General features: G+C 65.2%; 19 protein-coding genes and 1 pseudogene. 4 read left to right on the top strand and 16 right to left on the bottom strand.

Translation table 11 applies throughout. The annotated features are described in order from the left end of the window. Positions 1-71 precede the first annotated feature (71 nt). The 3 genes from J2X50_RS02780 to J2X50_RS02790 are packed head-to-tail and all read left to right on the top strand — an operon-like array spanning position 72 to position 2811. A complete protein-coding gene (locus tag J2X50_RS02780) occupies positions 72-788 on the top strand; it encodes a glycosyltransferase family 2 protein (RefSeq protein ID WP_429091240.1) in 717 nt (238 codons plus the stop codon). After that, the gene (locus J2X50_RS02785; protein WP_340038697.1) at positions 785-1114 is read left to right on the top strand and encodes a lipid-A-disaccharide synthase N-terminal domain-containing protein; all 330 of its coding nucleotides are present in this window, start codon (positions 785-787) and stop codon (positions 1112-1114) included. The genes J2X50_RS02780 and J2X50_RS02785 overlap by 4 nt, the downstream gene beginning before the upstream one ends. Before the next feature lie 8 nt (positions 1115-1122). Then, a complete protein-coding gene (locus tag J2X50_RS02790; protein WP_429091242.1) occupies positions 1123-2811 on the top strand; it encodes an ArnT family glycosyltransferase in 1689 nt (562 codons plus the stop codon). A gap of 181 nt (positions 2812-2992) precedes the next feature. Here the strand turns inward: J2X50_RS02790 and J2X50_RS02795 are convergent, their stop codons facing one another. The 10 genes from J2X50_RS02795 to J2X50_RS02840 all read right to left on the bottom strand — a co-directional run bounded on the left by J2X50_RS02795 (position 2993) and on the right by J2X50_RS02840 (position 13013). Next, the gene (locus J2X50_RS02795; protein WP_429091244.1) at positions 2993-3964 is read right to left on the bottom strand and encodes an ABC transporter substrate-binding protein; all 972 of its coding nucleotides are present in this window, start codon (positions 3962-3964) and stop codon (positions 2993-2995) included. A gap of 49 nt (positions 3965-4013) precedes the next feature. Continuing rightward, positions 4014-5147 carry an ABC transporter permease gene (locus tag J2X50_RS02800; protein WP_429091246.1) on the bottom strand — a complete coding sequence of 378 codons (1134 nt, stop codon included), beginning with the start codon at positions 5145-5147 and terminating at the stop codon, positions 4014-4016. After that, positions 5144-6022: an ABC transporter permease gene (locus J2X50_RS02805; protein ID WP_429091248.1), complete on the bottom strand. Its 879-nt coding sequence runs from the start codon at positions 6020-6022 to the stop codon at positions 5144-5146. Before J2X50_RS02805 ends, J2X50_RS02800 begins: the two co-directional genes overlap by 4 nt. Before the next feature lie 4 nt (positions 6023-6026). Continuing rightward, positions 6027-6608: an endonuclease domain-containing protein gene (locus J2X50_RS02810; protein ID WP_429091250.1), complete on the bottom strand. Its 582-nt coding sequence runs from the start codon at positions 6606-6608 to the stop codon at positions 6027-6029. After that, positions 6598-7419: an ABC transporter ATP-binding protein gene (locus tag J2X50_RS02815; protein WP_429091252.1), complete on the bottom strand. Its 822-nt coding sequence runs from the start codon at positions 7417-7419 to the stop codon at positions 6598-6600. The genes J2X50_RS02810 and J2X50_RS02815 overlap by 11 nt, the downstream gene beginning before the upstream one ends. A 118-nt stretch (positions 7420-7537) precedes the next feature. Continuing rightward, entirely contained in the window at positions 7538-8032 is a 495-nt protein-coding gene (locus tag J2X50_RS02820) for a hypothetical protein (protein WP_429091254.1), read from the bottom strand. A 42-nt stretch (positions 8033-8074) separates the two neighbouring features. Beyond that, a complete protein-coding gene (gene hydA, locus J2X50_RS02825; protein ID WP_429091256.1) occupies positions 8075-9526 on the bottom strand; it encodes a dihydropyrimidinase in 1452 nt (483 codons plus the stop codon). Positions 9527-9640: 114 nt separating this feature from the next. Then, a complete protein-coding gene (locus J2X50_RS02830; protein WP_429091258.1) occupies positions 9641-10006 on the bottom strand; it encodes an endonuclease domain-containing protein in 366 nt (121 codons plus the stop codon). A gap of 169 nt (positions 10007-10175) precedes the next feature. Then, on the bottom strand, positions 10176-11426 hold the full coding sequence (locus tag J2X50_RS02835) for a Zn-dependent hydrolase (RefSeq protein WP_429091260.1): 1251 nt from the start codon (positions 11424-11426) through the stop codon (positions 10176-10178). A gap of 258 nt (positions 11427-11684) precedes the next feature. Further along, positions 11685-13013 (bottom strand): aspartate aminotransferase family protein, encoded by a 1329-nt coding sequence (locus tag J2X50_RS02840; RefSeq protein ID WP_429091262.1) that lies wholly within the window; start codon positions 13011-13013, stop codon positions 11685-11687. Between the two features lie 239 nt (positions 13014-13252). Here J2X50_RS02840 and J2X50_RS02845 point away from each other — a divergent pair, with 239 nt between their 5' ends. Next, positions 13253-13885: a TetR family transcriptional regulator C-terminal domain-containing protein gene (locus J2X50_RS02845; RefSeq protein WP_429091264.1), complete on the top strand. Its 633-nt coding sequence runs from the start codon at positions 13253-13255 to the stop codon at positions 13883-13885. A gap of 65 nt (positions 13886-13950) precedes the next feature. Here the strand turns inward: J2X50_RS02845 and preA are convergent, their stop codons facing one another. From preA to J2X50_RS02875, 6 genes and pseudogenes are all read right to left on the bottom strand, one after another. Further along, a complete protein-coding gene (gene preA, locus J2X50_RS02850) occupies positions 13951-15264 on the bottom strand; it encodes an NAD-dependent dihydropyrimidine dehydrogenase subunit PreA (protein WP_429091266.1) in 1314 nt (437 codons plus the stop codon). An 11-nt stretch (positions 15265-15275) separates the two neighbouring features. Then, positions 15276-16628: an NAD(P)-dependent oxidoreductase gene (locus J2X50_RS02855; protein ID WP_429091268.1), complete on the bottom strand. Its 1353-nt coding sequence runs from the start codon at positions 16626-16628 to the stop codon at positions 15276-15278. Positions 16629-18321: 1693 nt separating this feature from the next. Further along, positions 18322-20451: a dipeptide ABC transporter ATP-binding protein gene (locus J2X50_RS02860; protein WP_429091269.1), complete on the bottom strand. Its 2130-nt coding sequence runs from the start codon at positions 20449-20451 to the stop codon at positions 18322-18324. Positions 20452-20498: 47 nt separating this feature from the next. After that, positions 20499-20651 (bottom strand): annotated as a pseudogene (locus tag J2X50_RS02865) (ABC transporter ATP-binding protein); the annotation flags it as partial. A 45-nt stretch (positions 20652-20696) separates the two neighbouring features. After that, complete coding sequence (locus J2X50_RS02870; protein WP_429091271.1) at positions 20697-21854, bottom strand: ABC transporter permease; 1158 nt, start codon at positions 21852-21854, stop codon at positions 20697-20699. Positions 21855-21866: 12 nt separating this feature from the next. Further along, positions 21867-22901 carry an ABC transporter permease gene (locus J2X50_RS02875; protein ID WP_429091272.1) on the bottom strand — a complete coding sequence of 345 codons (1035 nt, stop codon included), beginning with the start codon at positions 22899-22901 and terminating at the stop codon, positions 21867-21869. Between the last annotated feature and the right edge of the window lie 3 nt (positions 22902-22904).

The following is a 22904-nucleotide window of genomic DNA, read 5'->3' on the forward strand; positions in this document are numbered from 1 at the left end:
AAACGCGCGGCTTTGATGCTATTGAGGCCGCGCATTTCCCCGCATTGTTCCGACATTCTCCAGGCAAGCTGATGATATCGATCGTCATTCCGTGCAAGAACGAAGCCGACAACCTGCCGATCCTGATCGGCGAGGTTCACGCGGCGATGGACGGGCGCGACTACGAGGTGATCGTCGTCGACGACGGCTCGACCGACCGCACGCCCCAGGTGCTCGCCGACCTTGCCGGGTCCGCCGGCCGCCTGCGTCACGTCCGCCACGACCGCTCGGCCGGCCAGAGTGCGGCGGTCCGGTCCGGCGTGTTCGCCGCAAGGGGCGCCATCGTCGTGACCATGGATGGCGACGGCCAGAACGATCCCGCCTATCTGCCCAGGCTAGCCGACGCGCTTGCCGCGGCCGGCCCCGGGGTCGGCATCGCCGCTGGCCAGCGGCTCAAGCGGACCGACACCAAGCTGAAGCAATTCTCCTCGCGTTTCGCCAATGGCTTGCGCGAGCGGATCCTGCGCGACGGCACGCGCGATTCCGGCTGCGGGCTCAAGGCGTTGCACACCGAACTGTTCCGCCAGCTGCCCTATTTCGATGGCTGGCACCGCTATCTGCCGGCGCTGGTCATCCGCGAGGGCCGCGCCGTCGTCCATGTCGACGTCGTCGACCGTTCGCGCCGTCACGGCAAATCAAACTACGGCATCCTCGATCGCGGCCTGCGTGGCATCCTCGACCTCACCGGGGTCTGGTGGCTGCGCCGCCGCCGCAGGGTCGTGCCGACGGTCACGGAGCTTGGCCAATGACCTTCATTTCCGAACTCGGCACCTGGTTGCACGACGTCTTCGTCGCCCAGTTCGACGGCTGGATCCTGCTCGGCTTCATCGCCCAGGGCATGTTCACCATGCGCTTCGTGGTGCAGTGGCTGGCATCCGAGCGCGCCAAGCGCTCGGTCGTGCCGGTCGCCTTCTGGTTCTTCTCGCTCGGCGGCGGCGCCCTGCTCCTGATCTACGCCATCCAGAGGCAGGACCCGGTGTTCATCGCCGGCCAGGGGCTGGGCCTGTTCATCTACATCCGTAATCTCTGGCTGATCGCCAATGAGCGCCGCGCCGCCATGGCGCAGACGGAGTGACCGGTGGCATGCGGCACGCCGGAATCAATTTCTCCGAGAAGCAGCGCAAGGCACTGACGCCGCTCAACTATCTGCTGCTCGCCGTCTTCTGCCTGCTCGCCTTCGCGCCGGGCATCGCCTCGCTGCCGCCGACCGACCGCGATGAATCGCGCTTCGTCCAGGCCACCAAGCAGATGGTCGAGAGCGGCGACTACGTCGACATCCGCTTCCAGGACGAACCGCGCTACAAGAAGCCGGCCGGCATCTACTGGCTGCAGTCGGCCGCGGTCCTCGCCAGCGGCCAGGGCAGCGACGCGCCGATCTGGGTCTACCGGCTCGTCTCCGTGCTTGCCGGAACGTTCTCGGTGCTGGCACTCGCCTTCGTCGGCGACCGCATGTTCGGCCGCACCGCCGGCCTGATCGCCGGGCTCGGCCTCGCCGGAGCGCTGGTGCTCGGCATCGAGGCGCGCATCGCCAAGACCGATGCGACATTGCTGGCCACGGCCCTCCTCGCCCAAGGGGCGCTCGCCGCCATCTATCTCGGCCATCGCGCCGGCAGGCCTAAGGGCCACGCCAACTGGCTGTTCTGGTTCGCCCAGGGCCTGGCACTGCTCATCAAGGGCCCGGTCGTGCCCTTCCTCAGCGTGCTTACCATCGCAGCTCTCGCCATCTTTGACCGCGACCGCGCCTGGCTGCGCAAATTGCGCCCCTTCACCGGCCTCCTGCTGACCTTGCTCGTCGCCGCCCCCTGGCTGGTCCTCATCACCATCAAGACCGGCGCAGAGTTCTGGCAGGAATCGGTCGGCAAGGACCTGCTCAGCAAGGTCGGTTCCGGCCAGGAATCCCACGGCTTCCCGCCGGGCTACTACTTCCTCACCTATTCGGTGTTCATGTGGCCCTTTGCCCTGGCGGCGCTGGACGGCGGGCTCAAGGCGCTCAACCGTTTCCGCGACGATCCGCGGCTGCTGTTCTGCCTCGCCTGGTACCTGCCCTACTGGATCGCCATCGAGCTCATCCCGACCAAGCTGCCGCACTATGCGCTGCCGGCCTATCCGGCATTGATCCTGCTGATGGCCTGGTCGCTGACCGACCCGGTGGCGTCAGGCATCGTCCAGCCGCGCTGGCAGCTCTGGCTGCGCCGCGTCTGCGCCTTCGGCGTGATCGGCGTCAGCGCCGGCCTGGCGGCGATCGCCACCGGGGTCACGCCCTATTTCCTCGGCCAGTATTCCTGGTGGGGCCAGCTCGCCGGCCTGCTGGTGCTGGTCGCCGCCGCCCTCGGCGCCGGCATGCCGAAGGACATGTCGCCGCTCCGGCGCACCGGCTTTGCCGCCGCCGCCGCGGCAGCCGCCTTCGGCGTCCTCACCTGGAAGGTATTGCCGCCGCTGCGGCCCCTGTGGCTCAGCCCGCAGATCGCCGCACAATTCGATCAGTTGAAGGCCTGCCCCACCTCGCGGCTCGCATCCGCCGGCTATGGCGAGCCGAGCCTCGTCTTCCTCGCCGGCACAAATACGTTGCTCGGCAACGGCAAGGACGCGGCCGAAGTACTCGCCCAGGATCCGGCCTGCGCCATCGCGGTCGTCTCGGCGGCCGAAACCAAGCGCTTCCTCGACGCCGTGCCGGGCGGTGCTGCCGCACTGAGGGAACTCGGACGCATCGAGGGCATGAACTATTCCAAGGGCGAGCCCCGTACGCTGACCTTCTACACCCTGGCGAAGTAGCGCGGACGTTCAGCAGCCCGAAGTCGCGCGGACGCTTCAGCGGCCCTCATGGTGAGCCAGGCGAACCACGAGGGCGCGCCAGGCACGACACCCTGCCTGCTCCAAATCCCGTGGTTCGACAGGCTCGCCAAAGAGAAAGGGGCGGTCGCCCGCCCCTCTCCTTGCATCCCTGCGGCGAGCCTTACTTGATCGCCTTGTCGGTGATGGCCGCGGTCCAGGCGCCCGAGGGCTCCTTGGTGATGATCTTCTGGTCGAGCAGCGCCTTGGCGGTGCGCTCGTAGGCGGCCTCGATCAGCTTGCCGTCGGCGTTGTCGATGAGCTTGGCCACCTCGCCCATCATGCGCTTCTGGTGGTTCTCGTCCTGGCCGCCGTTCTCGACCACGATCTCGGCCGCCTCATCGGGATTGTCGACGGCATACTTCCAGCCCTTCATCGAAGCGCGGACGAACTTGACCATCTTCTCCTCGAAGGCCGGGTCCTTGAGCTTGTCCTCCATCACGTAGAGGCCATCCTCGAGCAGGTCGACGCCCATGGCCGAGTAGTTGAAGACGGTCAGGTCTTCCGCCTTGTAGCCGGCATCGATCAGCTGCCAGTACTCGTTGTAGGTCATCACCGAGATGCAGTCGGCCTGCTTCTGGATCAGCGGCTGCACGTCGAAGCTCTGCTTCAGCACGGTCACGCCGTCCTTGCCGCCCTCGGTCGGGATGCCGAGCTTGTTCATCCAGGCATAGAACGGATACTCGTTGCCGAAGAACCAGACGCCCAGCGTCTTGCCCTTGAAATCGGCTTCCGTCTTGACCGGGCCGTCCTTCGGGCAGACCAGCTGCATGCCGGCCTTCTTGAACGGCTGGGCGATGTTGACCAGCATCACGCCCTTGTCGCGGGCCGCCAGCGCGCCACCCATCCAGTCGACGATGACGTCGGCGCCGCCGCCGGCGATCACCTGCTCCGGCGCGATGTCGGGACCGCCCGGCTTGATGTCGACGTCGAGGCCTTCCTCCTCGTAGAAGCCCTTGTCCTTGGCGACGTAGTAGCCGCCGAACTGCGCCTGCGTCACCCATTTGAGCTGCAGCGTCACCTTCTCCGCTGCCATCGCCTGCACCGCGGCCAGCGACATCGCCCCCGCCATCAGTGAAACCACAAGTCTTTTCATCTTCTTTTCCCTCTGAAGTTGGACCGCGGCCCCGCCCCCGGAGCTTAGGTCACGCCCGTCCACCACGGACGGACGGATGCCAGAATGTGGTTGCCCTCTCAGCGAGGGCGACCATGCCATAGAAGAGTGAGCCGGCCAGAGCCGCAACCGCGATCTCCGCCCAGACCATGTCGACATTCATGCGCCCGATCTCGGTCGAAATGCGGAAGCCCATGCCGACGACCGGCGTGCCGAAGAATTCGGCCACGATGGCGCCGATCAGGGCCAGCGTCGAGTTGATCTTCAGCGCGTTGAAGATGAACGGTGCCGCGGCCGGCAGCCTCAGCTTGAACAGCGTCTGCCAGTAGCTCGACGCATAGGTGCGCATCAGGTCGCGCTCCATGTGGCCCGAGGCGGTGAGACCGGCGACCGTGTTCACCAGCATCGGGAAGAACGTCATGATGATGACCACGGCCGCCTTCGACTGCCAGTCGAAGCCGAACCACATCACCATGATCGGCGCCACGCCGATGATCGGCAGCGCCGACACCATGTTGCCGATGGGCAGGAGCCCGCGGCGCAGGAAGGCCACACGGTCGGCGAGGATCGCGACGGCGAACCCCGCCCCGCAGCCGACGACATAGCCGAACAGCACGGCCTTGAAGATCGTCTGCTGCACGTCCGCGGCAAGGATCGGCAGCGAGCTTGCGATGCGGGCTGCGACCGAACTCGGCGGCGGCAGCAGGATGAACGGGATGCCCGCGCCGCGCGTCACCGCCTCCCAGATGATCAGGATCCAGGCGCCGAAGATCGCCGGGATCAGGAGCCTGAGCAGGGTCTTTACCTGCCGCTTCGCCGGCTTCATCGCCGACAGTTCGGCAACGCAGCGCCAGGCGAGCAGCCATGCGGCGGCCAGCAGCAGGAAATAGGGCATGCGCGCCATGCCTTCATTGCCGGCAATGCCCGCAATCAGCAGCCAGGCAGCCCCGTGTGCTCCAAAGAAAAGCACGGCGGCACTGGCGGCGCCCGAAAACATGGCGAAGGAGGCGACAGCGCTCAACGCGATGAGCCCGATGATCAAGGTCGACGTGCCGTTCGACATCGGTTCTGCGGCCTCGGCCGCCAACATGGGCATCGTGGTCATGGCCACGGCGCACAGCACCAGGGCCAGCCCGACCTGCCAGGACAGTCTCGAAAAACTCATGCCGGCCTCCCGCCCATGGACCGTTCGACCAGCTTGCCGACGAGCCCGACAAGCACGACCAGCATCGCCGCCACCACCGAGCCGGCGACCAGTGCCGCCCAGATATCGATGGTCTGGCTGTAATAGGCCCCCGCGAGCAGCTTGGCGCCGATGCCGGCAACCGCGCCGGTCGGCAGCTCGCCGACGATCGCGCCGACGAGGCTCGCCGCCACCGCCACCTTCATCGAGGCGAACAGGAACGGCACCGAGGCGGGCGCGCGCAGCTTCCAGAAGGTCTGCGAACGGCTGGCATTGTAGGTGTGCATCAGGTCGAGGTGCATGATCTCGGGCGAACGCAGGCCCTTCACCATGCCGACGGCGACGGGGAAGAACGAAAGGTAGGTCGAGATCAGCGCCTTGGGGATCAGCCCGGTGATGCCGATGGCCGCCAGCACCACGATGATCATCGGCGCGACCGCCAGGATGGGGATGGTCTGCGAGGCGATGATCCACGGCATCAGGCTGCGGTCGAGCGCCGTCACATGCACGATGCCGACAGCGATCAGGATACCGAGCGCGGTGCCGAAGGCGAAGCCCAGCAGCGTCGACGACAGCGTCACCCACGCATGGTAGACGAGGCTGCGGTTGCTGGTGACCTTACGGAGAAAGGTATTCTCGAAGAAATTCTGCGCCACCTGGTGCGGCGCCGGCATCGTCGGCTTCGGCTGCGACAGCGTCTTGCCGATGAACTCGACGGTCCCAGGCGTCTCGCCCGAGCGCCGGTCGAGGTCACGCTGGAACGGCGCGTTCATGAACATGGCCGCCACGTACCAAACGGCGACGAGCGCCGCGAGGATAGTCAGAACCGGGATGATCTTGTCTCTGACACGGTCCATGGCGCTACCCTCGTCCCCCTTCCCCTTGTGGGGAGAGGTTAGGGGTGGGGGTGTCACGCATCAGACCAAGCTCCCGCAATATCTCCTCGATGCAGCCGTTGTACGACGCCTCGAGTTCACCAGTGTTGAAACGAAGAACCTTGTAGCCTTGAGCGGCCAGCCAGTCGTCGCGCACCCGATCTCGCGACAGCCCCGAGGGAGTGAAATGATGCTCGCCGTCAACTTCGATGACGAGACCACTCTCGTGGATCACGAAGTCGACGACATAGGGACCGATTGGCGCCTGCCGGCGCACATGGACACCATACCAGCGCCTGAACTCCCGAAGCTCCGACCAGAGCTTGCGTTCGCCATCGGACATGCCCCTGCGTAGCCGGCGCGCGCGGGAGATCGTTGATTGTCCAATTCCCGAAGGCATCAAGAATACCCCCACCCCTAGCCCCTCCCCACAAGGGGGAGGGGAAAAAATGCGCCCCCGCCTGCGCCCTTCATCGGATGCATGCGCGCCAGAATCCCCCTCCCCCTTGTGGGGAGGGGTTAGGGGTGGGGGTAACGCCTCGCCGCGAGTCCTCGCCTCAATCCTCATAGCTGTGCCCCGCCCTGAGCCCGTCGCGCACGCGAGCGGCGATCGCCAGGAACTCCGGGCTTTCGCGGATGTCGAGCGGCCGCTCGCGCGGCAGCGTCGACTCGATCACGTCGGTGACACGCCCGGGCCTGGGCGACATCACCACGATGCGGGTCGACAGGTACACCGCTTCCGGGATCGAGTGGGTGACGAAGCAGATGGTCTTGTTGGTCCGCCGCCAAAGCTGCAGCAACTGTTCGTTCAGGTGGTCGCGGACGATCTCGTCGAGCGCGCCGAACGGCTCGTCCATCAGGAGCAGGTCGGCATCGAAGGCGAGCGCGCGCGCGATCGACGCCCGCTGCTGCATGCCGCCGGAGAGCTGCCAGGGATACTTCTTCTCGAAGCCGGAAAGGTTGACGAGATCCATCGTGCGCTTGATGCGCTCCTGCTGCTCGGCCTTGGAGAGGCCGATGATCTCGAGCGGCAGCCCGACATTGCGCTCGATGGTCCGCCACGGCAGCAGTGCCGCCGCCTGGAACACGTAGCCATAGGCCCGCGCCTCGCGCGCCTGCTCCGGCGACATGCCGTTGATCGAGATCGCGCCTTCTGTCGGCTTCTCGAGATCGGCGATGACGCGCAGGAACGTCGTCTTGCCGCAGCCCGAAGGGCCGATGAAGGAGACGAACTCGCCCTTGTTGATGGTGAGGTCGACGTTGGAAAGCGCCCGCACCGGGCCGTCATTGGTCTGGAAGGTCAGCCCCAGCTTTCTGGCTTCGACGACGGCGTTCTGTTCGACGCTGGTCGCCGTGGCTTGATTGACTGTCATGAGCATTGCCCGACTTTACCCCACATAGTGCCATCCTCTCCGAAGATGAGGGAAGCGTCCACTTGATCGAGACTTTTTCTAAACGCAGGACACGGCCGGCCTTTTGCCGTGGAGCCCTGATTGGTCAAACGAGACCTCCTTGCCGACCATGCCCGTCGTCCGGACAACGGTAGACATAAAGTGCCCGATACGCGGCCCCGCCAACCATTCCACCCACGATTCCGGCCAGGACGACCGGCAAGCTGCGCAGAAGAAACACAGCCCCACGGGAGAAGACATCGGGCAAAACGAGCAGCAATCCAATCGTCAAGCCGACGGCGGCACCCAACCCCATAACCCCTAAAGAGCCCGGCAGCGGGCGACTGCGCCCTACTATGGCCACCACAAAGACGACCGGACCGACGACCACACTCATAGGAATAGTCCAGAAGATGGCAATCACCATGCTCACAAAAGCCGAACCAGCCGCATGCCATGGCAGCTCCGTCATTGAATTGACATTGAGGAGCATCAACATAGCCCCACCAGCCCAGATTCCGGCGAACACACTTCCGATAAGCGCGCCAAAAGAAAAGTGCCTGTAAAACTGTCGCCTGGACGTGACGGTTTCCGGTGCCATCGGAAGGCCCCCGCCTCTATCGAAACCACCAGGAGCGAGTGATCACACGCCCGTCGCCGGGATGCCGGTGCGCTCCACCTTGCGCGGCGCAGTGATCTCCTTCCACTGCGACAGCGCCCGGTTGACCGCTGCATGCGGCTCGCGGGCGACGAACTCGCCGTGGCCTGGATGCGCCTTGACCTCGTGCTCCTGGATCGCCAGCTCGCCACGGGTGAAGACGAAGCGCGGCAGGCCCGTCACCTCGATGCCCTCGAAGACGTTGTAGTCGATCACCGACTGCTGGCTCTTGGCCGCGATCGTCTTCTTGCGCTTGGGATCCCACACGATGATGTCGGCGTCGGCCCCTTCGACGATGGCGCCCTTCTTCGGGTACATGTTGAGGATCTTGGCGATGTTGGTCGAGGTCACCGCCACGAACTCGTTCATCGTCAGCCGGCCGGTGTTGACGCCCTTGGTCCACAGCACCGGCATGCGGTCCTCGAGGCCGCCGGTGCCGTTGGGGATCTTGGTGAAGTCGCCGACGCCGGTGCGCTTCTGCTGGGTCGTGAACGAGCAATGGTCGGTTGCCACCACCTGCAGCGAGCCCGCCTGTAGGCCGGCCCACAGCGAGTCCTGGTGCAGCTTGTTGCGGAAGGGCGGGCTCATCACCCGGCGCGCCGCATGGTCCCAGTCCTTGTTCAAATATTCGGTCTCGTCGAGCACCAGGTGCTGGATCAGCGGCTCGCCAAAGACGCGCATGCCTTTCTGCCTCGCCCGGCGGATCGCTTCATGCGCCTGCTCGCAGGAGGTGTGCACCACGTAGAGCGGCGAGCCCACCATGTCGGCGATCATGATGGCGCGGTTGGTCGCCTCGCCTTCCACCTCGGGCGGACGCGAATAGGCGTGCGCCTCGGGGCCGTTGTTGCCCTCGGCCATCAGCTTCTGCTGCAACTGCGCGACCACGTCGCCATTCTCGGCATGCACCAGGGGCAGCGCGCCGAGTTCGGCGCAGCGCCTGAACGACGCATACATCTCGTCGTCGTCCACCATCAGCGCGCCCTTGTAGGCCATGAAGTGCTTGAACGAGGTGATGCCCTTGTCGACGACCTCGGCCATCTCGTTGAACACCTGCTCGCCCCACCAGGTGATCGCCATGTGGAACGAGAAGTCGGAACACGCCTTCGAGGTCTTGTTGTCCCACATCTGCAGCGCTTCGAGCAGCGACTGGCCGGGCGCGGGCAGGCAGAAATCCACCACCATCGTCGTGCCGCCGGAAAGGGCAGCGCGCGTGCCGCTCTCGAAGTCGTCGGCCGAATAGGTGCCCATGAACGGCATTTCGAGATGGGTGTGCGGGTCGATGCCGCCAGGCATGATGTAGCAGCCGGTGGCATCGAACTCGTGGTCGGCATGCAGGTTCTCGCCGATGGCGACGATCTTGCCGTGCTGGATCAGCACGTCGGCCTTCCACGTCCGGTCGGCCGTGACGATGGTGCCGTTTCTGATGACCTTGGTCATTTTAGTTCCCCTTGTATTGCCGCGCTTCTTTGCGAGCGCTTCGGCATTGGTTCAGATCTACCTAGGATCGCCGCACACTGCTCCAGAAGGGCCAGGGGCCGGCGTTCCGAAAACTCACATCACATTCACCTCGCGCAGAATCTCCTCGACGCACCCGTCGAATGAATCCGCCAGTTCTCCAGTCGAAAACCTGAGCACGCGATAACCCTGTTCACGAAACCAGATATCGCGTGCGCGGTCCCTTTCCATTTGTTCCGCCCTGAAATGGTGCTCGCCATCCACCTCGATAACGACCGCTTTCTCACGCAGAACGAAATCGGCAATGTAGGGCCCGATTGGCGCCTGCTTTCGAGCTTGAAGCCCATAGAGCCGGCGGAACTCCTTCAGTTCGGACCACAACTTGCGCTCGCCTTCCGTCATGTTCCTGCGCAACGATCTGGCGCGCTTTATCGCTGCCGGATCGATTGCGGTTGGAGCCATGACAGAGACCCCCACCCTCAATCCCTCCCCACAAGGGGGAGGGAGGCCTGGCGTCGCGCCGTCATCACACCACCTTCAACCTCGTGTCGGCATAGGAAGGGCTCAACGGTGACGAATTCCCCTCCCCCTTGTGGGGAGGGGTTAGGGGTGGGGGTATGAGCCCAAAACCTCACTCCACGATCTCCGCCGTCTCCACCACGGCGTGGAAGAGCACGTCGCAGCCGGCGGCGGCCCATTCCGGATAGATTTCCTCGGCCTCGTTGTGGCTCAAGCCATCGACGCACGGGCAGAACACCATGGCCGTCGGCGCCACGCGGTTGATCCAGCAGGCGTCGTGGCCGGCGCCCGAGACGATGTCGCGGTGACTGTAGCCCAGCCGCTCGGCCGCATCACGCACGGCCTTCACGCAGTCCTTGTCGAAGGCGACAGGATCGAAATGCCCGACCTGTTCGACCTCGTAGGAGATGTCCAGCGCCTCGCAGATTGTGGCGATGCCCTCGCGGATGCGCGCGTCCATCGTGTCGAGCACCTCCTTCTCCGGCGAGCGGATGTCGATGGTGAACACGGTGCGGCCTGCAATGATGTTGCGCGAGTTGGGATAGACCTCCATGTGGCCGACCGCGCCCACGGCGTCCGGCTGGTAGTCCATCGCCACCTCGTGCACCAGTTCGGTCACGCGCGCCATGCCGAGGCCAGCGTTACGGCGCTTGGGCATAGGCGTCGAGCCGGTGTGGCTCTCACGTCCGGTCAGCGTCACCTGCAGCCACTTCAGCCCCTGGCCGTGGGTGACCACGCCGATGTCGATGTCCTCGTCCTCGAGGATCGGCCCCTGCTCGATGTGAAGTTCAAAGAACGCCTTCATCTTGCGGGCGCCGACCTTCTCGGTGCCCTTCCAGCCGATGCGCTCCAGTTCGTCGCCGAACAGCTTGCCGTGCGCATCCTTGCGTTCGTAGGCCCAGTCCTGTTCGAGCACGCCGGCGAACACGCCCGACGCAAGCATGGCCGGCGCAAAGCGGGTGCCCTCCTCGTTGGTCCAGTTGGTGACGACGATCGGGTGCTTGGTCTTGATGCCGAGGTCGTTCAGGCTGCGGATCACCTCGAGCCCGCCCAGCACGCCCAGCACGCCGTCGAACTTGCCGCCCGTCGGCTGGGTGTCGAGATGGCTGCCGACATAGACCGGCAACGCGTCGGGATCGGTGCCCTCGCGGCGGGCGAACATCGTGCCCATCTCGTCGATGCCCATGTCGAGCCCGGCGGCGTCGCACCATTTCTTGAAAAGATGACGGCCCTCGCCGTCCTCGTCGGTCAGGGTCTGGCGATTGTTGCCGCCGGCGATGCCGGGGCCGATCTTCGCCATCTCCATCAGCGAATCCCACAAACGCTCTGAATTGATTCGCAGATTTTCGCCGGGGGCGGCCATCGCAAACGTCCTCTCATTTTCTTGTTCTGCCCGGAAACCCCAGCGGTTCCCGGCGCCGGATCTCCTTCGGTCGGCTTTCGCCCGGAGCCCCACGCCTTCGGAACGGGGCTCCCATCTTCGTCGGAGCGATACCCGCAGAGCACGGACACCCTGCGGGTTCAAGCTCCAGAGCGATGTGCGTCCACTTTGACGCCGACAGACGCTCCAACATCTTCAATCGCATCGCCGAAGACCGAACCCGATCTTCGGACGGATGCGTCAGTCGATCATCCTCAGCACCTCGCGGACGTGATCGATCAGTTCGTTGATCTGGCCCTTGGTGATGATCAGCGGCGGCGACAGCGCGATGATGTCGCCCGTCGTGCGGATCAGCGCACCGCGCTCGAATGCCTTCACGAAGGCCGAGAAGGCACGCTTGGTCGGCGCGCCCGCGATCGGCTGAAGCTCGATCGCGCCGATCAGGCCGATGTTGCGGATGTCGATGACATGCGGCTCGCCCTTGAGCGAATGCAGCGCCTCTTCCCAATAGGCGCCGATCTCCGCGCCGCGCGTGAGCAGCCCCTCGTCCTTGTAGGTGTCGAGCGTGGCGAGTGCCGCGGCCGAGGCAATCGGGTTGCCCGAATAGGTGTAGCCGTGGAAGAACTCGATCATGTGCTCGGGGCCGGTCATGAAGGCGTCGTGGATTTCCTTCTTCACGAACACCGCGCCCATCGGGATGACGCCGTTGGAGACGCCCTTGGCGGTGGTGATGATGTCGGGTACGACGCCGAAATAGTCGGCCGCGAACGGCGTGCCGAGACGGCCGAAGCCGGTGATGACTTCGTCGAAGATCAAAAGGATGCCGTGCTTGGTGCAGATGTCGCGCAGCTTCTGCAGGTAGCCCTTCGGCGGGATCAGCACGCCGGTGGAGCCGGCGACCGGCTCGACGATCACGGCGGCGATGGTCGAGGCGTCATGCAGGGTGACGATGCGCTCGAGTTCGTCGGCCAGCTCCGCGCCATGCTCCGGCTCGCCCTTGGTGAAGGCGTTCTTGCCCGGCAGGTGGGTGTGCGGCAGATGGTCGACGCCGGTGAGCAGCGTGCCGAACATCTTGCGGTTGGTGACGATGCCGCCGACCGAGATGCCGCCGAAATTGACGCCGTGATAGCCACGTTCGCGGCCGATGAGGCGGGTACGCGAGCCCTCGCCCTTCACGCGATGGTAGGCCAGCGCCATCTTCAGCGCGGTGTCGACCGATTCCGAACCGGAATTGGTGAAGAACACATGGTCCATGCCCTTGGGCGCGATGTCGACGAGGCGGTTGGCCAGTTCGAAGACGATCGGATGTCCCATCTGGAAGGCCGGCGCATAGTCGAGCTCGGCAGCCTGTCGCTGGATCGCCTCGGTGATCTTGGGCCGGCAGTGGCCGGCATTGACGCACCAGAGACCCGCGGTGCCGTCGAGGATCTTGCGGCCGTCGCTGGCCGTATAATGCATGTCCTTGGCCGCAACCATCATGCGCGGCGCCTGCTTGAACTGCCGGTTCGAGGTGAACGGCATCCAGAATGCGCTGAGATCGTTGGGCGTAACTTTTAGCCTGTCCGACATGACCAAGCTTTCCTTTCTTCCCCTGTTTCGGTACGGCCAACGCTTGGTCTTCGGTGCGTTTTCATGCTACGCAATTTTTTGACCGATTGGACAAACGTTAGCACCGCCGCATTCGCGGTCAAGGGATTACTACCGGAAATGCGGCTTCTGAGGCGCGCTCCACAGGTCGGCAAGAACTGGTCCAGCGGATTGGTCCAGATACGATCGCTGTCCACTCTCGAATGCGGGACGCCATGACCATGGAAGGCTCGACACCGCGCGGCCGCACCCGCATCCAGAAGGAGAAGCGCGAGGTCATCCTCGAGGCGGCACTCGAGGTGTTTTCGGCCAACGGTTTCCGCGGCTCGACCATCGACCAGATCGCCGAGGCCGCGGGCATGTCCAAGCCCAACCTGCTCTATTATTTCCGCCGCAAGGAAGATATCCACGAGACGCTGATGCACCGCCTGCTCGACACCTGGCTGGCGCCGCTGAAGGAGCTCGACAACATCGGCGACCCGATGACCGAGCTCAGGAGCTACATCCGCCGCAAGCTCGAAATGGCGCGCGACTATCCCCGCGAGAGCCGGCTGTTCGCCAACGAAATCCTGCAGGGCGCACCCCGCATCATGCCGATGCTGGAAGGCGAGCTGAAGGAACTGGTCGACGAGAAGGTCGAGGTCATCAAGGGCTGGATGCGGTCGGGCAAGATCGCCAGGACCGACCCCTGGCACCTGATCTTCGCCATCTGGGCCACGACCCAGCACTACGCCGATTTCGACGTCCAGGTCCGCGCCGTGCTCGGCCAGGACCGCGGCGGCGACGGCCGCTTCGAGGATGCCGCCCGCTTCCTCGAACAGCTTTTCCTCGAAGGGCTCAGGCCGAAGGGCTGAAACGGTTTCTCTCGGGGTCGAGGCCGCCCCCGAGATGCTCCCGCTCAATCCCGGCCCTCGGCTCCCTACTCCGCGGCCGCCTTGGCCATCGGGTTGTTCGGGTGCGTCGTCCAGTTGGCGTAGGTCGGCGACACCGGCTTGCCGGTGCGCTTGTCCATGGCGCCTGCTGCCAGCGGCTCCATGGTGATGCAGTTCTCGACCGGGCAGACGTTGACGCAAAGATTGCAGCCGACGCACTCTTCCTCGATCACCTCGAAGTGCCTGGCGCCGTCGACCATGCTGGTGATCGCCTGGTGCGAGGTATCCTCGCAGGCGATGTGGCAGCGGCCGCACTTGATGCAGGCGTCCTGGTCGATATGCGCCTTGGCGACGTAGTTGAGGTTGAGATACTGCCAGTCGGTGACGTTGGGCGTGGCACGTCCGACGATGTCGTCGAGCGAGCGGTGGCCCCTCTCGTCCATCCAGTTCTCGAGGCCGGCAATCATCTCCTGCACGATCTTGAAGCCGTAGGTCATGGCAGCCGTGCAGACCTGCACGTTGCCGGCGCCGAGCGCCATGAACTCCGCCGCGTCGCGCCAGGTGGTGATGCCGCCGATGCCCGAGATCGGCAGGCCGCGCGTCTCGGGGTCCCTGGCGATCTCGGCCACCATGTTCATGGCGATCGGCTTCACGGCCGGGCCGCAATAGCCGCCATGGCTGCCCTTGCCGTCGATGGTCGGCTGGGGTGCGAAGCTGTCGAGGTCGACGCCCGTGATCGAGTTGATGGTGTTGATCAGCGAGACGGCGTCCGTGCCTCCCGCCTTCGCCGCCCGCGCCGGCTTGCGGATGTCGGTGATGTTGGGCGTCAGCTTGGTGATGACGGGCATGCGCGTGTACTGCTTGCACCAGCGCACCACCATCTCGATATATTCGGGCACCTGGCCGACCGCCGAGCCCATGCCGCGCTCACTCATGCCGTGCGGGCAGCCGAAGTTGAGCTCGATGCCGTCGGCGCCGGTCTCCTCGACCAGCGGCAGGATCGCCTTCCAGGCGTTTTCCTCGCACGGCACCATGATCGAGGCGACCAGCGCCCGATCCGGCCAGTTCATCTTGACCTGCTTCATCTCGCGCAAATTGGTCTGCAGGTCGCGGTCGGTGATCAGTTCGATGTTGTTGAGGCCGAGCAGGCGGCGGTCGGCACCCCAGATCGCGCCGTAGCGCGGGCCGTTGACGTTGACGACGGGCGGGCCTTCCTCGCCCAGCGTCTTCCAGACGACGCCGCCCCAGCCCGCCTTGAAGGCGCGCTCGACGTTGTAGGCCTTGTCGGTGGGCGGCGCAGAGGCCAGCCAGAACGGGTTGGGCGACTTGATGCCGACGAAGTTGTTGCGAATGTCTGCCATCTTGTCCTCCCTCAGCCGATCAGGGCGCGGTTGATGGATTCTGCCGCGTCGCGCCCTTGCGCCACGGCCGAGACGGTCAGGTCGTCGCCTCCGGCGATGCAGTCGCCGCCGGCCCAGACCTTGGCGAGCGAAGTACGTCCTTCGCCATCGACCTTGATGCGGCCGCCTTCCATGGCGACCGACGGGCCGCTGCCGTTGAGCGCCGACGGCTCGAAGCTCTGGCCGATGGCCTTGAACACCTGGTCGGCGGCGAGCCGCACGGTCTCGCCGGTGCCCGCGAGCTTGTCGCCCTTCATGGCGGTGTATTCGAGCTCGATGGCAGTGACCTTGCCGCCTTCGGAAATGACCTTCTTCGGCTGCAGCCAGTGGCGGATGACGACGCCGTTGGCGGCGGCGAGATCCTGCTCGAAGACGGAAGCGTTCATGTGCTCCTGGCCGCGGCGGTAGCAGATCGTCACCTCCTCGGCGCCGAGCAGCTTGGACTGCACGGCGGCGTCGATAGCCGTCATGCCGCCGCCGATGACGACGACGCGGCGTCCGACCGGCAGGCTCGAAAGGTCGCTCGCCTGGCGCAGGGTCGAGATGAAGTCGACCGCGTTGGCGACGCCGTCGGCGTCCTCGCCCTCGGCGCGCAGCGCGTTGACGCCGGCGAGGCCGAGGCCCAGGAACACGGCGTCGTAGGACGCAGTCAGGTCGGCGAGATGATAGTCGCGGCCGAGCGCCTTGCCGTTCTCGGTCCTGATGCCGCCGATGGCGGTGACGTAGTCGACCTCGGCCTGCGCGAAGTCGTCGGTGCTCTTGTAGGCGGCGATGCCGTATTCGTTGAGGCCGCCGGCCTTGGGCCGTGCCTCGAGGATGATCACCTCATGGCCGTGGCGGGCGAGCCGGTGGGCGGCGGCAAGCCCCGCGGGGCCGGCGCCGACGACGGCGACCTTCTTGCCGGTCGAGGCGGCGCGACCGTAGAACTGCTTGCCCTCCTCCATCGCGACGTCGGTGGCGTAGCGCTGCAGGCGGCCGATCTGCACCGGCTTGCCCTCGGCCACCTCGCGGACGCAGACCTCCTCGCACAGCGTCTCGGTCGGGCAGACGCGGGCGCACATGCCGCCGAGGATGTTCTGGTCGAAGATGGTCTTGGCCGATCCCAGCGGATTGCCGGTCGCGATCTGGCGGATGAACATCGGGATGTCGATCGAGGTCGGGCATGCCTGCATGCACGGCGCGTCATAGCAGAAATAGCAACGATCGGCCTCGACCAGCGCCTCGTGGTTGTCGAGCGGCGGGTGCAGGTCGGAGAAATTCTCGGCGTATTGAGCGGTGTCAAGGCGGCCGCCGACGATGCCTTCCTTGAAAAGACCTTCTGCCATTCCAGTTCCCCAGTTTTTATTGGTTTTGAGGAAGCGTAGCACTTTCTGTTTTTTTATCAATCGGTCAAATTTTTGGATAAGCGACTGATTTTGCTGGAAAATAATATGATTATTCTAGTCATGATTAGGGCAATCGAGGCTGGCCGGTTCCGTCGGGGAAGGATTCGCGGTGGTGTGTGGCGTCGAGGACCGTTCGGCTTCCACAGTCTCCTCCACGTGCTTGTTGCGTTACCCCCTCCGCTCGGCACCTCCCCCATCGAGGGTGGGGAGAAAAGTCGAGCACTGCCTCGGGCGACCCCACCCCCGATCCGCTGCGCGGATCGACCCTCCCCTCGAGGGGAAGGGAGACGTCGCGACCGTCTCATTCCTTCCCACCCCCCTCTGTCCTGCCGGCGTTCGTCGTTCGAAAAGCCAAGCAATTGGCTTTTCGTCGCCTTCGGCGACCACTCCTCACCCCCCACAAGGGGGGAGATTGGCAGCTTCAACGCCTCGCCCCTTTCTACCGACTCTTAAGGAATTCTGTTGCAACGCTGGTGATTGGCCGGGACCTCGGTGACGGCCCGATCTCCCCCCTTGTGGGGGAGATGGGCGGCAGCCCAGAGGGGGGTGCTGTCCCACATACCTATCCATTGCCACGCTCGCTTTCGCGCCTGGCCATTGTCAAAGAACACTCCCTTGCCGGGAGGTGGTTCGGGAAGCGGGGCGCGCGGCCGAGCCGTCCGATAGATTGATACGTGGCGCGAACCCCGCGCCCCGCCCGGTGTCTGTCCCTCGGTCGGCCGGTCACAGGTCCGTCCCACGGTCTTTTCGTGGCCTGAACCCGCGGCTTCTCCGCACCCTCCGGCACCCGCCATTTGCGGCGCGCGCCGGACGACGCCGGCCTGTCGACGGGCCCTCGGAGCCACGGCTACCGCAGCCGTGGCGGGAGGTCACCGCCGCCCTTCCTGACACCCGGTGCGCACCAGGTCCCGACAAGGGCGATGACACAAGGATACGGGAGGTTTTGCAGGGGGTGGAAAAACGGGTGGATTTCTCCACGCACATTGCTGACAGAGTTCCTGACAAATTGGCGGACATCCTGAGCCGGTTCACGACGCAGACCTTCAGCGTCTCATTCCGTCCCACCCCCCTCTGCCCTGCCGGCGTTCGTCGTTCGAAAAGCCAAGCAATTGGCTTTTCGTCGCCTTCGGCGACCACTCCTCACCCCCCGCAAGGGGGAGATTGGCAGCTCCGGCGTCTCACCCCGACTTTCATACCGCAAGGGATTTGAGGATTTGACCAGCCTCATACCCCCACCCCTGACCCCTCCCCACAAGGGGGAGGGGGACTTGCTTGCCGCCCTTGCGGCCAAGATCGTTGACGGTTGGCGCGACGGCGGTGCCGCAGAATTCCCCTCCCCCTTGTGGGGAGGGGTCAGGGGTGGGGGTAGGTTCACATGCGATTGGCTGGCCAGGCGTGGTCGCCGAAAGTGCCGAATGCCCCCGGAAGGAATGGCGCGCTGGAGAGAGAAAAATCACCCGGCCGTGGAAAAGATGTCCACGCGCGAACAGAGTTCACGGCATGGATCCCAAGGTCTCCGCGACGGCGCTGACGCGCCTGCTCTGCCCTGGGATGACGAATGCCGGCGCCTCGTCGGGTTGCTGATCCCGACCGCGTGGAAACCACGACAGGTCCAGGCCGACGGCCTCTCCCCTCACGCCTCGGGGGTGATGTCGTGCGCGCCGGGGGCAGCGCCCTTGCCGAGGCTGATGACCGGCTCCATGGCATCGAAGGCGCTTTGCGGCAGGTGGCACTTGATCTGGTGGCCGCCGCCCATGTCGCGCACCGGCGGCACCTGGGTTTCGCACAGATTGCCGGGCACCTGGGACTTGTAGCGGCAGCGGGTCTGGAACGGGCAGCCCGACGGCGGGTTCATCGCCGAGGGGACGTCGCCCTCGAGCACGATGTGCTTCTTGACCACCGACGTGTCGGCGATCGGGATCGCCGAGAGCAGGGCCTCGGTATAGGGGTGATAGGGGGGGGAGAAAATCTGGTCGGTCGTGCCCTGCTCGACGATGTGGCCGAGATACATGACCACCACGCGGTCGGCGATGTAGCGCACCACCGACAGGTCGTGGCTGATGAACAGCATCGTCGTCTTCGACTTGCGCTGGATGTCCATCAGAAGCTCGGTGACCGCCGCCTGGACGGAGACGTCGAGCGCCGACACCGGCTCGTCGGCAACGACGACGCGGGCGTTGCCGGCGAAGGCTCGGGCGACACCGATGCGCTGCTTCTGGCCGCCCGAGAGCTGGCGCGGCATGCGCTCGGCGAAAGCGCGAGGCAGCTTGACCAGGTCGAGCAGCTCCAGCATGCGCTGCTTGCGCTCGGCGGCGTTCCTGCCGACCTTGAATTTCTCCAGAGTGCGGATGATCTGCGAGCCGACCGAATGGCTGGGGTTCAGCGTGTCGAACGGGTTCTGGAACACCATCTGGATCGACGACACGGTCCCGACGTCGCGGGATTCGATGCCGGTCGACTGGATCTCCTTGTTGCCGAGCACCACCTTGCCGGAGCTGGCGGTCTCCAGGCCGAGCAGCACTTTTGCGAGCGTGGACTTGCCGCAGCCGCTCTCGCCGACGATGGCGACGGTCTCGGATTCGCGCGCCTCGAAGCTGACGGTCTCGTTGGCCTTGACCACCCTGCCCTCGCCGCCGCCGAACACCTCGTTGCCGCCGACGCGGTAGTATTTCTTGAGGTCGTCGACCTTGAGCACCGGCGCGCCCGGCTTGACCGGCTCCTGGCCCGCCTTGGCGCCGGGCGGAAGTGCCGCCCAGTCGATCTCGTTGAAGCGCACGCAGCGGCTGAAATGGCCGTCATGGCCGGCGACCGGGATCATCGGGATCTCGGCGGCGTTGCACAGCCCTTCGACGAAGTGGTGGCAGCGCGGGCCGAAGTTGCAGCCCTTGGGCCGCTGGTGCGGCAAGGGCAGCTGGCCGGGGATGGCGACCAGCGGCCGCTCGTTCTTGTCGGCGCCGGGCAGCGGGATCGAGCGGAACAGCCCCTGCGTGTAGGGGTGGCGCATGCGGTCGAACACGTCCCTGATCGAACCGGTCTCGACCGCCTCGCCCGAATACATCACCGTGATGCGGTCGCAGGTCTCGAGGATCAGGCCGAGATTGTGCGACACGAAGATCATCGAGGTGCCGAACTGCTTGCCGAGCCCCTTGACCAGCTGCACGATGCCGGCCTCGACGGTGACGTCGAGCGCGGTGGTGGGCTCGTCGAGCAGGAGCAGCGCCGGCTTGGACAGGAGCGCCATGGCGATGACGATGCGCTGCTGCTGGCCGCCGGAGAGCTGGTGCGGGAACGAGCGCATCATGCGCTCGGGATCGGGCAGCTTGACCGCGCGCACCATGTCGAGCGCCCTGCCGTAGGCCTCCTCCTTCGACACCTTGTCGTGGATAAGCGGCACTTCCATCAGCTGCTTGCCGATCTTCATGGCCGGGTTGAGGCTCGCCATCGGCTCCTGGTAGATCATGGCGATCTTGTTGCCGCGCACGGCGCGCAGCTCGGCCTCGGACATCTCGCCCATGTCCTTGCCCTGGAACAGGATGCGCCCGCCGACGATCTTACCGATGTTGGAGAGGTCGCGCATGATGCCGAGCGACACGGTCGACTTGCCGCAGCCGCTCTCGCCGACGATGCCCATCGCCTCGCCCGGCATGACGGTGCAGGAAAAGTCCATCACCGCCGGGATCTCGCCGGCACGGGTGAAGAAGGAGATGGAGAGGTTCTCGATCTCGAGGATGGGCTGGATTGGATTGGTGACGACCTGGTTCATCATGGTCTCCGTTCCAATTGGCTGATCTGGAAGACGGCGAGGTCGCGATCCTTCCCACCCCCCTCTGTCCTGCCGGACATCTCCCCCACAAGGGGGGAGATCGGCAGTTGCCTGGATCTCGCCCATCCTGCGACGCCTGAGATTGGCGAAGGTCGCCATGACGGCGTGATCTCCCCCCTTGCGGGGGAGATGTCCGGCAGGACAGAGGGGGGTGCTGAGGAACGACGTGCCGTGTCCATAGCGCCTCAATCCTTCATCGATTGTTCGCGCAGCGCGTCGGCCAGAAGGTTGAGGCCGAGCACGAAGGACATCAGCGCGATCGTCGGCGGCAGCGCCGGGTGGATGAAGGAGCGCAGCAGGCGGCTGGCATCCTTGATCGCCGTGCCCCAGTCGGGGCTTTCGGGCGCGAGGCCAAGGCCGAAATAGCCGAGCGTGCCGAGCAGGATGGTGGTGTAGCCGATGCGCAGGCAGGCATCGACGATCAGCGGGCCGCGCGCGTTGGGCAGGATCTCCCACAGCATGATGTACCACGGGCTCTCGCCGCGGGTCTGTGCGGCGGCGACGTAGTCGCGCGTCTTGATGTCCATGGTCAGCCCGCGGACGATGCGGAATACGCCGGGGCTGGAGGCGAAGACGACGGCGACGAAGATGTTGAGCTGGTTGGGGTCGATCGAGACGATGCCGAGCGGGTCGGCGTCGAAGACCAGGCCGGCATAGACCCAGCCGCCGAGCACGAGCGTGAGACCAACCAGGAGATAGAGCCGCTCCGGCCGCGCCTTGAAGCGGGTGTAGAACAGCGTGACGAAGAAGATGATCGGGAACAGGAAGAAGACGCCCGCCATGGCATAGGGGATCGGCGTGTCCATGATGCCGGGCGTGACCAGGAGGTAGAACAGAAGGATGACCGGGAAGGCCAGCACGAGGTTGGCCAGGAACGACAGGAACGCATCGATCCGCCCGCCATAGTAGCCCGCAGGCAGGCCGAGCGTGATGCCGACCATCAGCGCGAAGGCGGTTGCCGCGGGCGCTATGATCAGCACGATCTGGCTGCCGAACACCATGCGCGAGAACACGTCGCGGGCGAGCTTGTCGCCGCCGAAGAGATAGATCTGCTTCGACGTCGGCTCGATCGCGCCGGGCAGCGCATCCTTCATGACCGGGATCTGGCTGAGCGGATCGAAGGGCGCGATCCTGGTCGCGAAGATCGCCGTGAACAGCCAGAACAGGCAGATGAACACGCCGGCGATGCCGACGCCGGAATCGTAGAGCTGGCCGTAGAGCCCGAGATGCTTGCGGAAGTTGAAGCTGGCGACGAGCACGATGGCGAGTGCCGCCCACACCGGCCAGAACCGCGCCAGCACGCCGAGGAAGACCTGGAAGCCGCCGATATATTCGATCTGCATCAAGCGCGCTCCCTACTGAACCCGGATGCGTGGATTGAGATAGGCATAGCCTATGTCGGAGATCAGCTGGGTGATCAGCACGATGAACACCGACACCAGCGAACAGCCGAGCAGGAGGTCGATGTCGTTGTTGCCGGCGGCTTCGACCAGCGTGTAGCCGAAGCCCTGGTAGCGGAACATCACCTCGACGATGACGACGCCGGTGAGCAGCCACGGGAACTGCAGCATGATGACGGTGAACGGCGCGATCAGCGCGTTGCGCAGCGCGTGCCTGACCACCACCGCGCCGAAGCCGAGGCCCTTGAGGCGCGCCGTGCGGATATATTGCTGCGTCATCACCTCGACCATCGAGGCGCGCGTCATGCGGGCGATGTAGCCGATGCCGTAGATGGCGAGCGTCATCACCGGCAGGGTGAAGTTGTAGAAGGTGATGCCCTGGCTGGCGGAGGCCGCCGAGCCGTTGAGCCAGCCCAGCCACGACGCGAAGACGACGGTGAAGATGACGCCCGAGACATATTCGGGCGTCGCCGTCGTGGCGATCGAGGCGACCGACAGCGTGCGGTCGGTGCGCGAGCCCTCGCGCATGCCGGCGAGGATGCCGATGAGCAGGGCGATCGGCACCATCGTCGCCAGCACCCAGAACATCAGGATGCCGGTGGAGCCGAGTGCCGGGAAGAGCTTTGTCGCGACCGGGGTCTTGAACTTGGTCGAGCAGCCGAAATCGCCCTGCAGGATGCCGGAATAGGTAGGCTCCGCCGGCTCGTTGCAGAAGCGGAAGCGCGGCACGGCCTGGCCGGTGGCCGGGTCGATGTTGGGCTGCTTCTGGACGACGCCGAGCCACTGGCCGTAGCGGACGAAGAAGTTCTGGCGGTAGCCGTTGCGCTGCAGCCAGCTTTCGAGCTGGTCGGCGGTGGTGCGCATCTCGGTCTGGCTGATCGCGAGCTTCTTGAGGTTGGGCTCGAGATTGATGAGGAAGAACACAACGAGCGTCAGGCACACCATGGTGAGTGCCATGGTGCCCAGCCGGCGCATGATGAAAGATAGCATGTA

The sequence above is a fragment of the Aminobacter sp. BE322 genome, assembly GCF_050433525.1.
Taxonomy (GTDB): domain Bacteria; phylum Pseudomonadota; class Alphaproteobacteria; order Rhizobiales; family Rhizobiaceae; genus Aminobacter.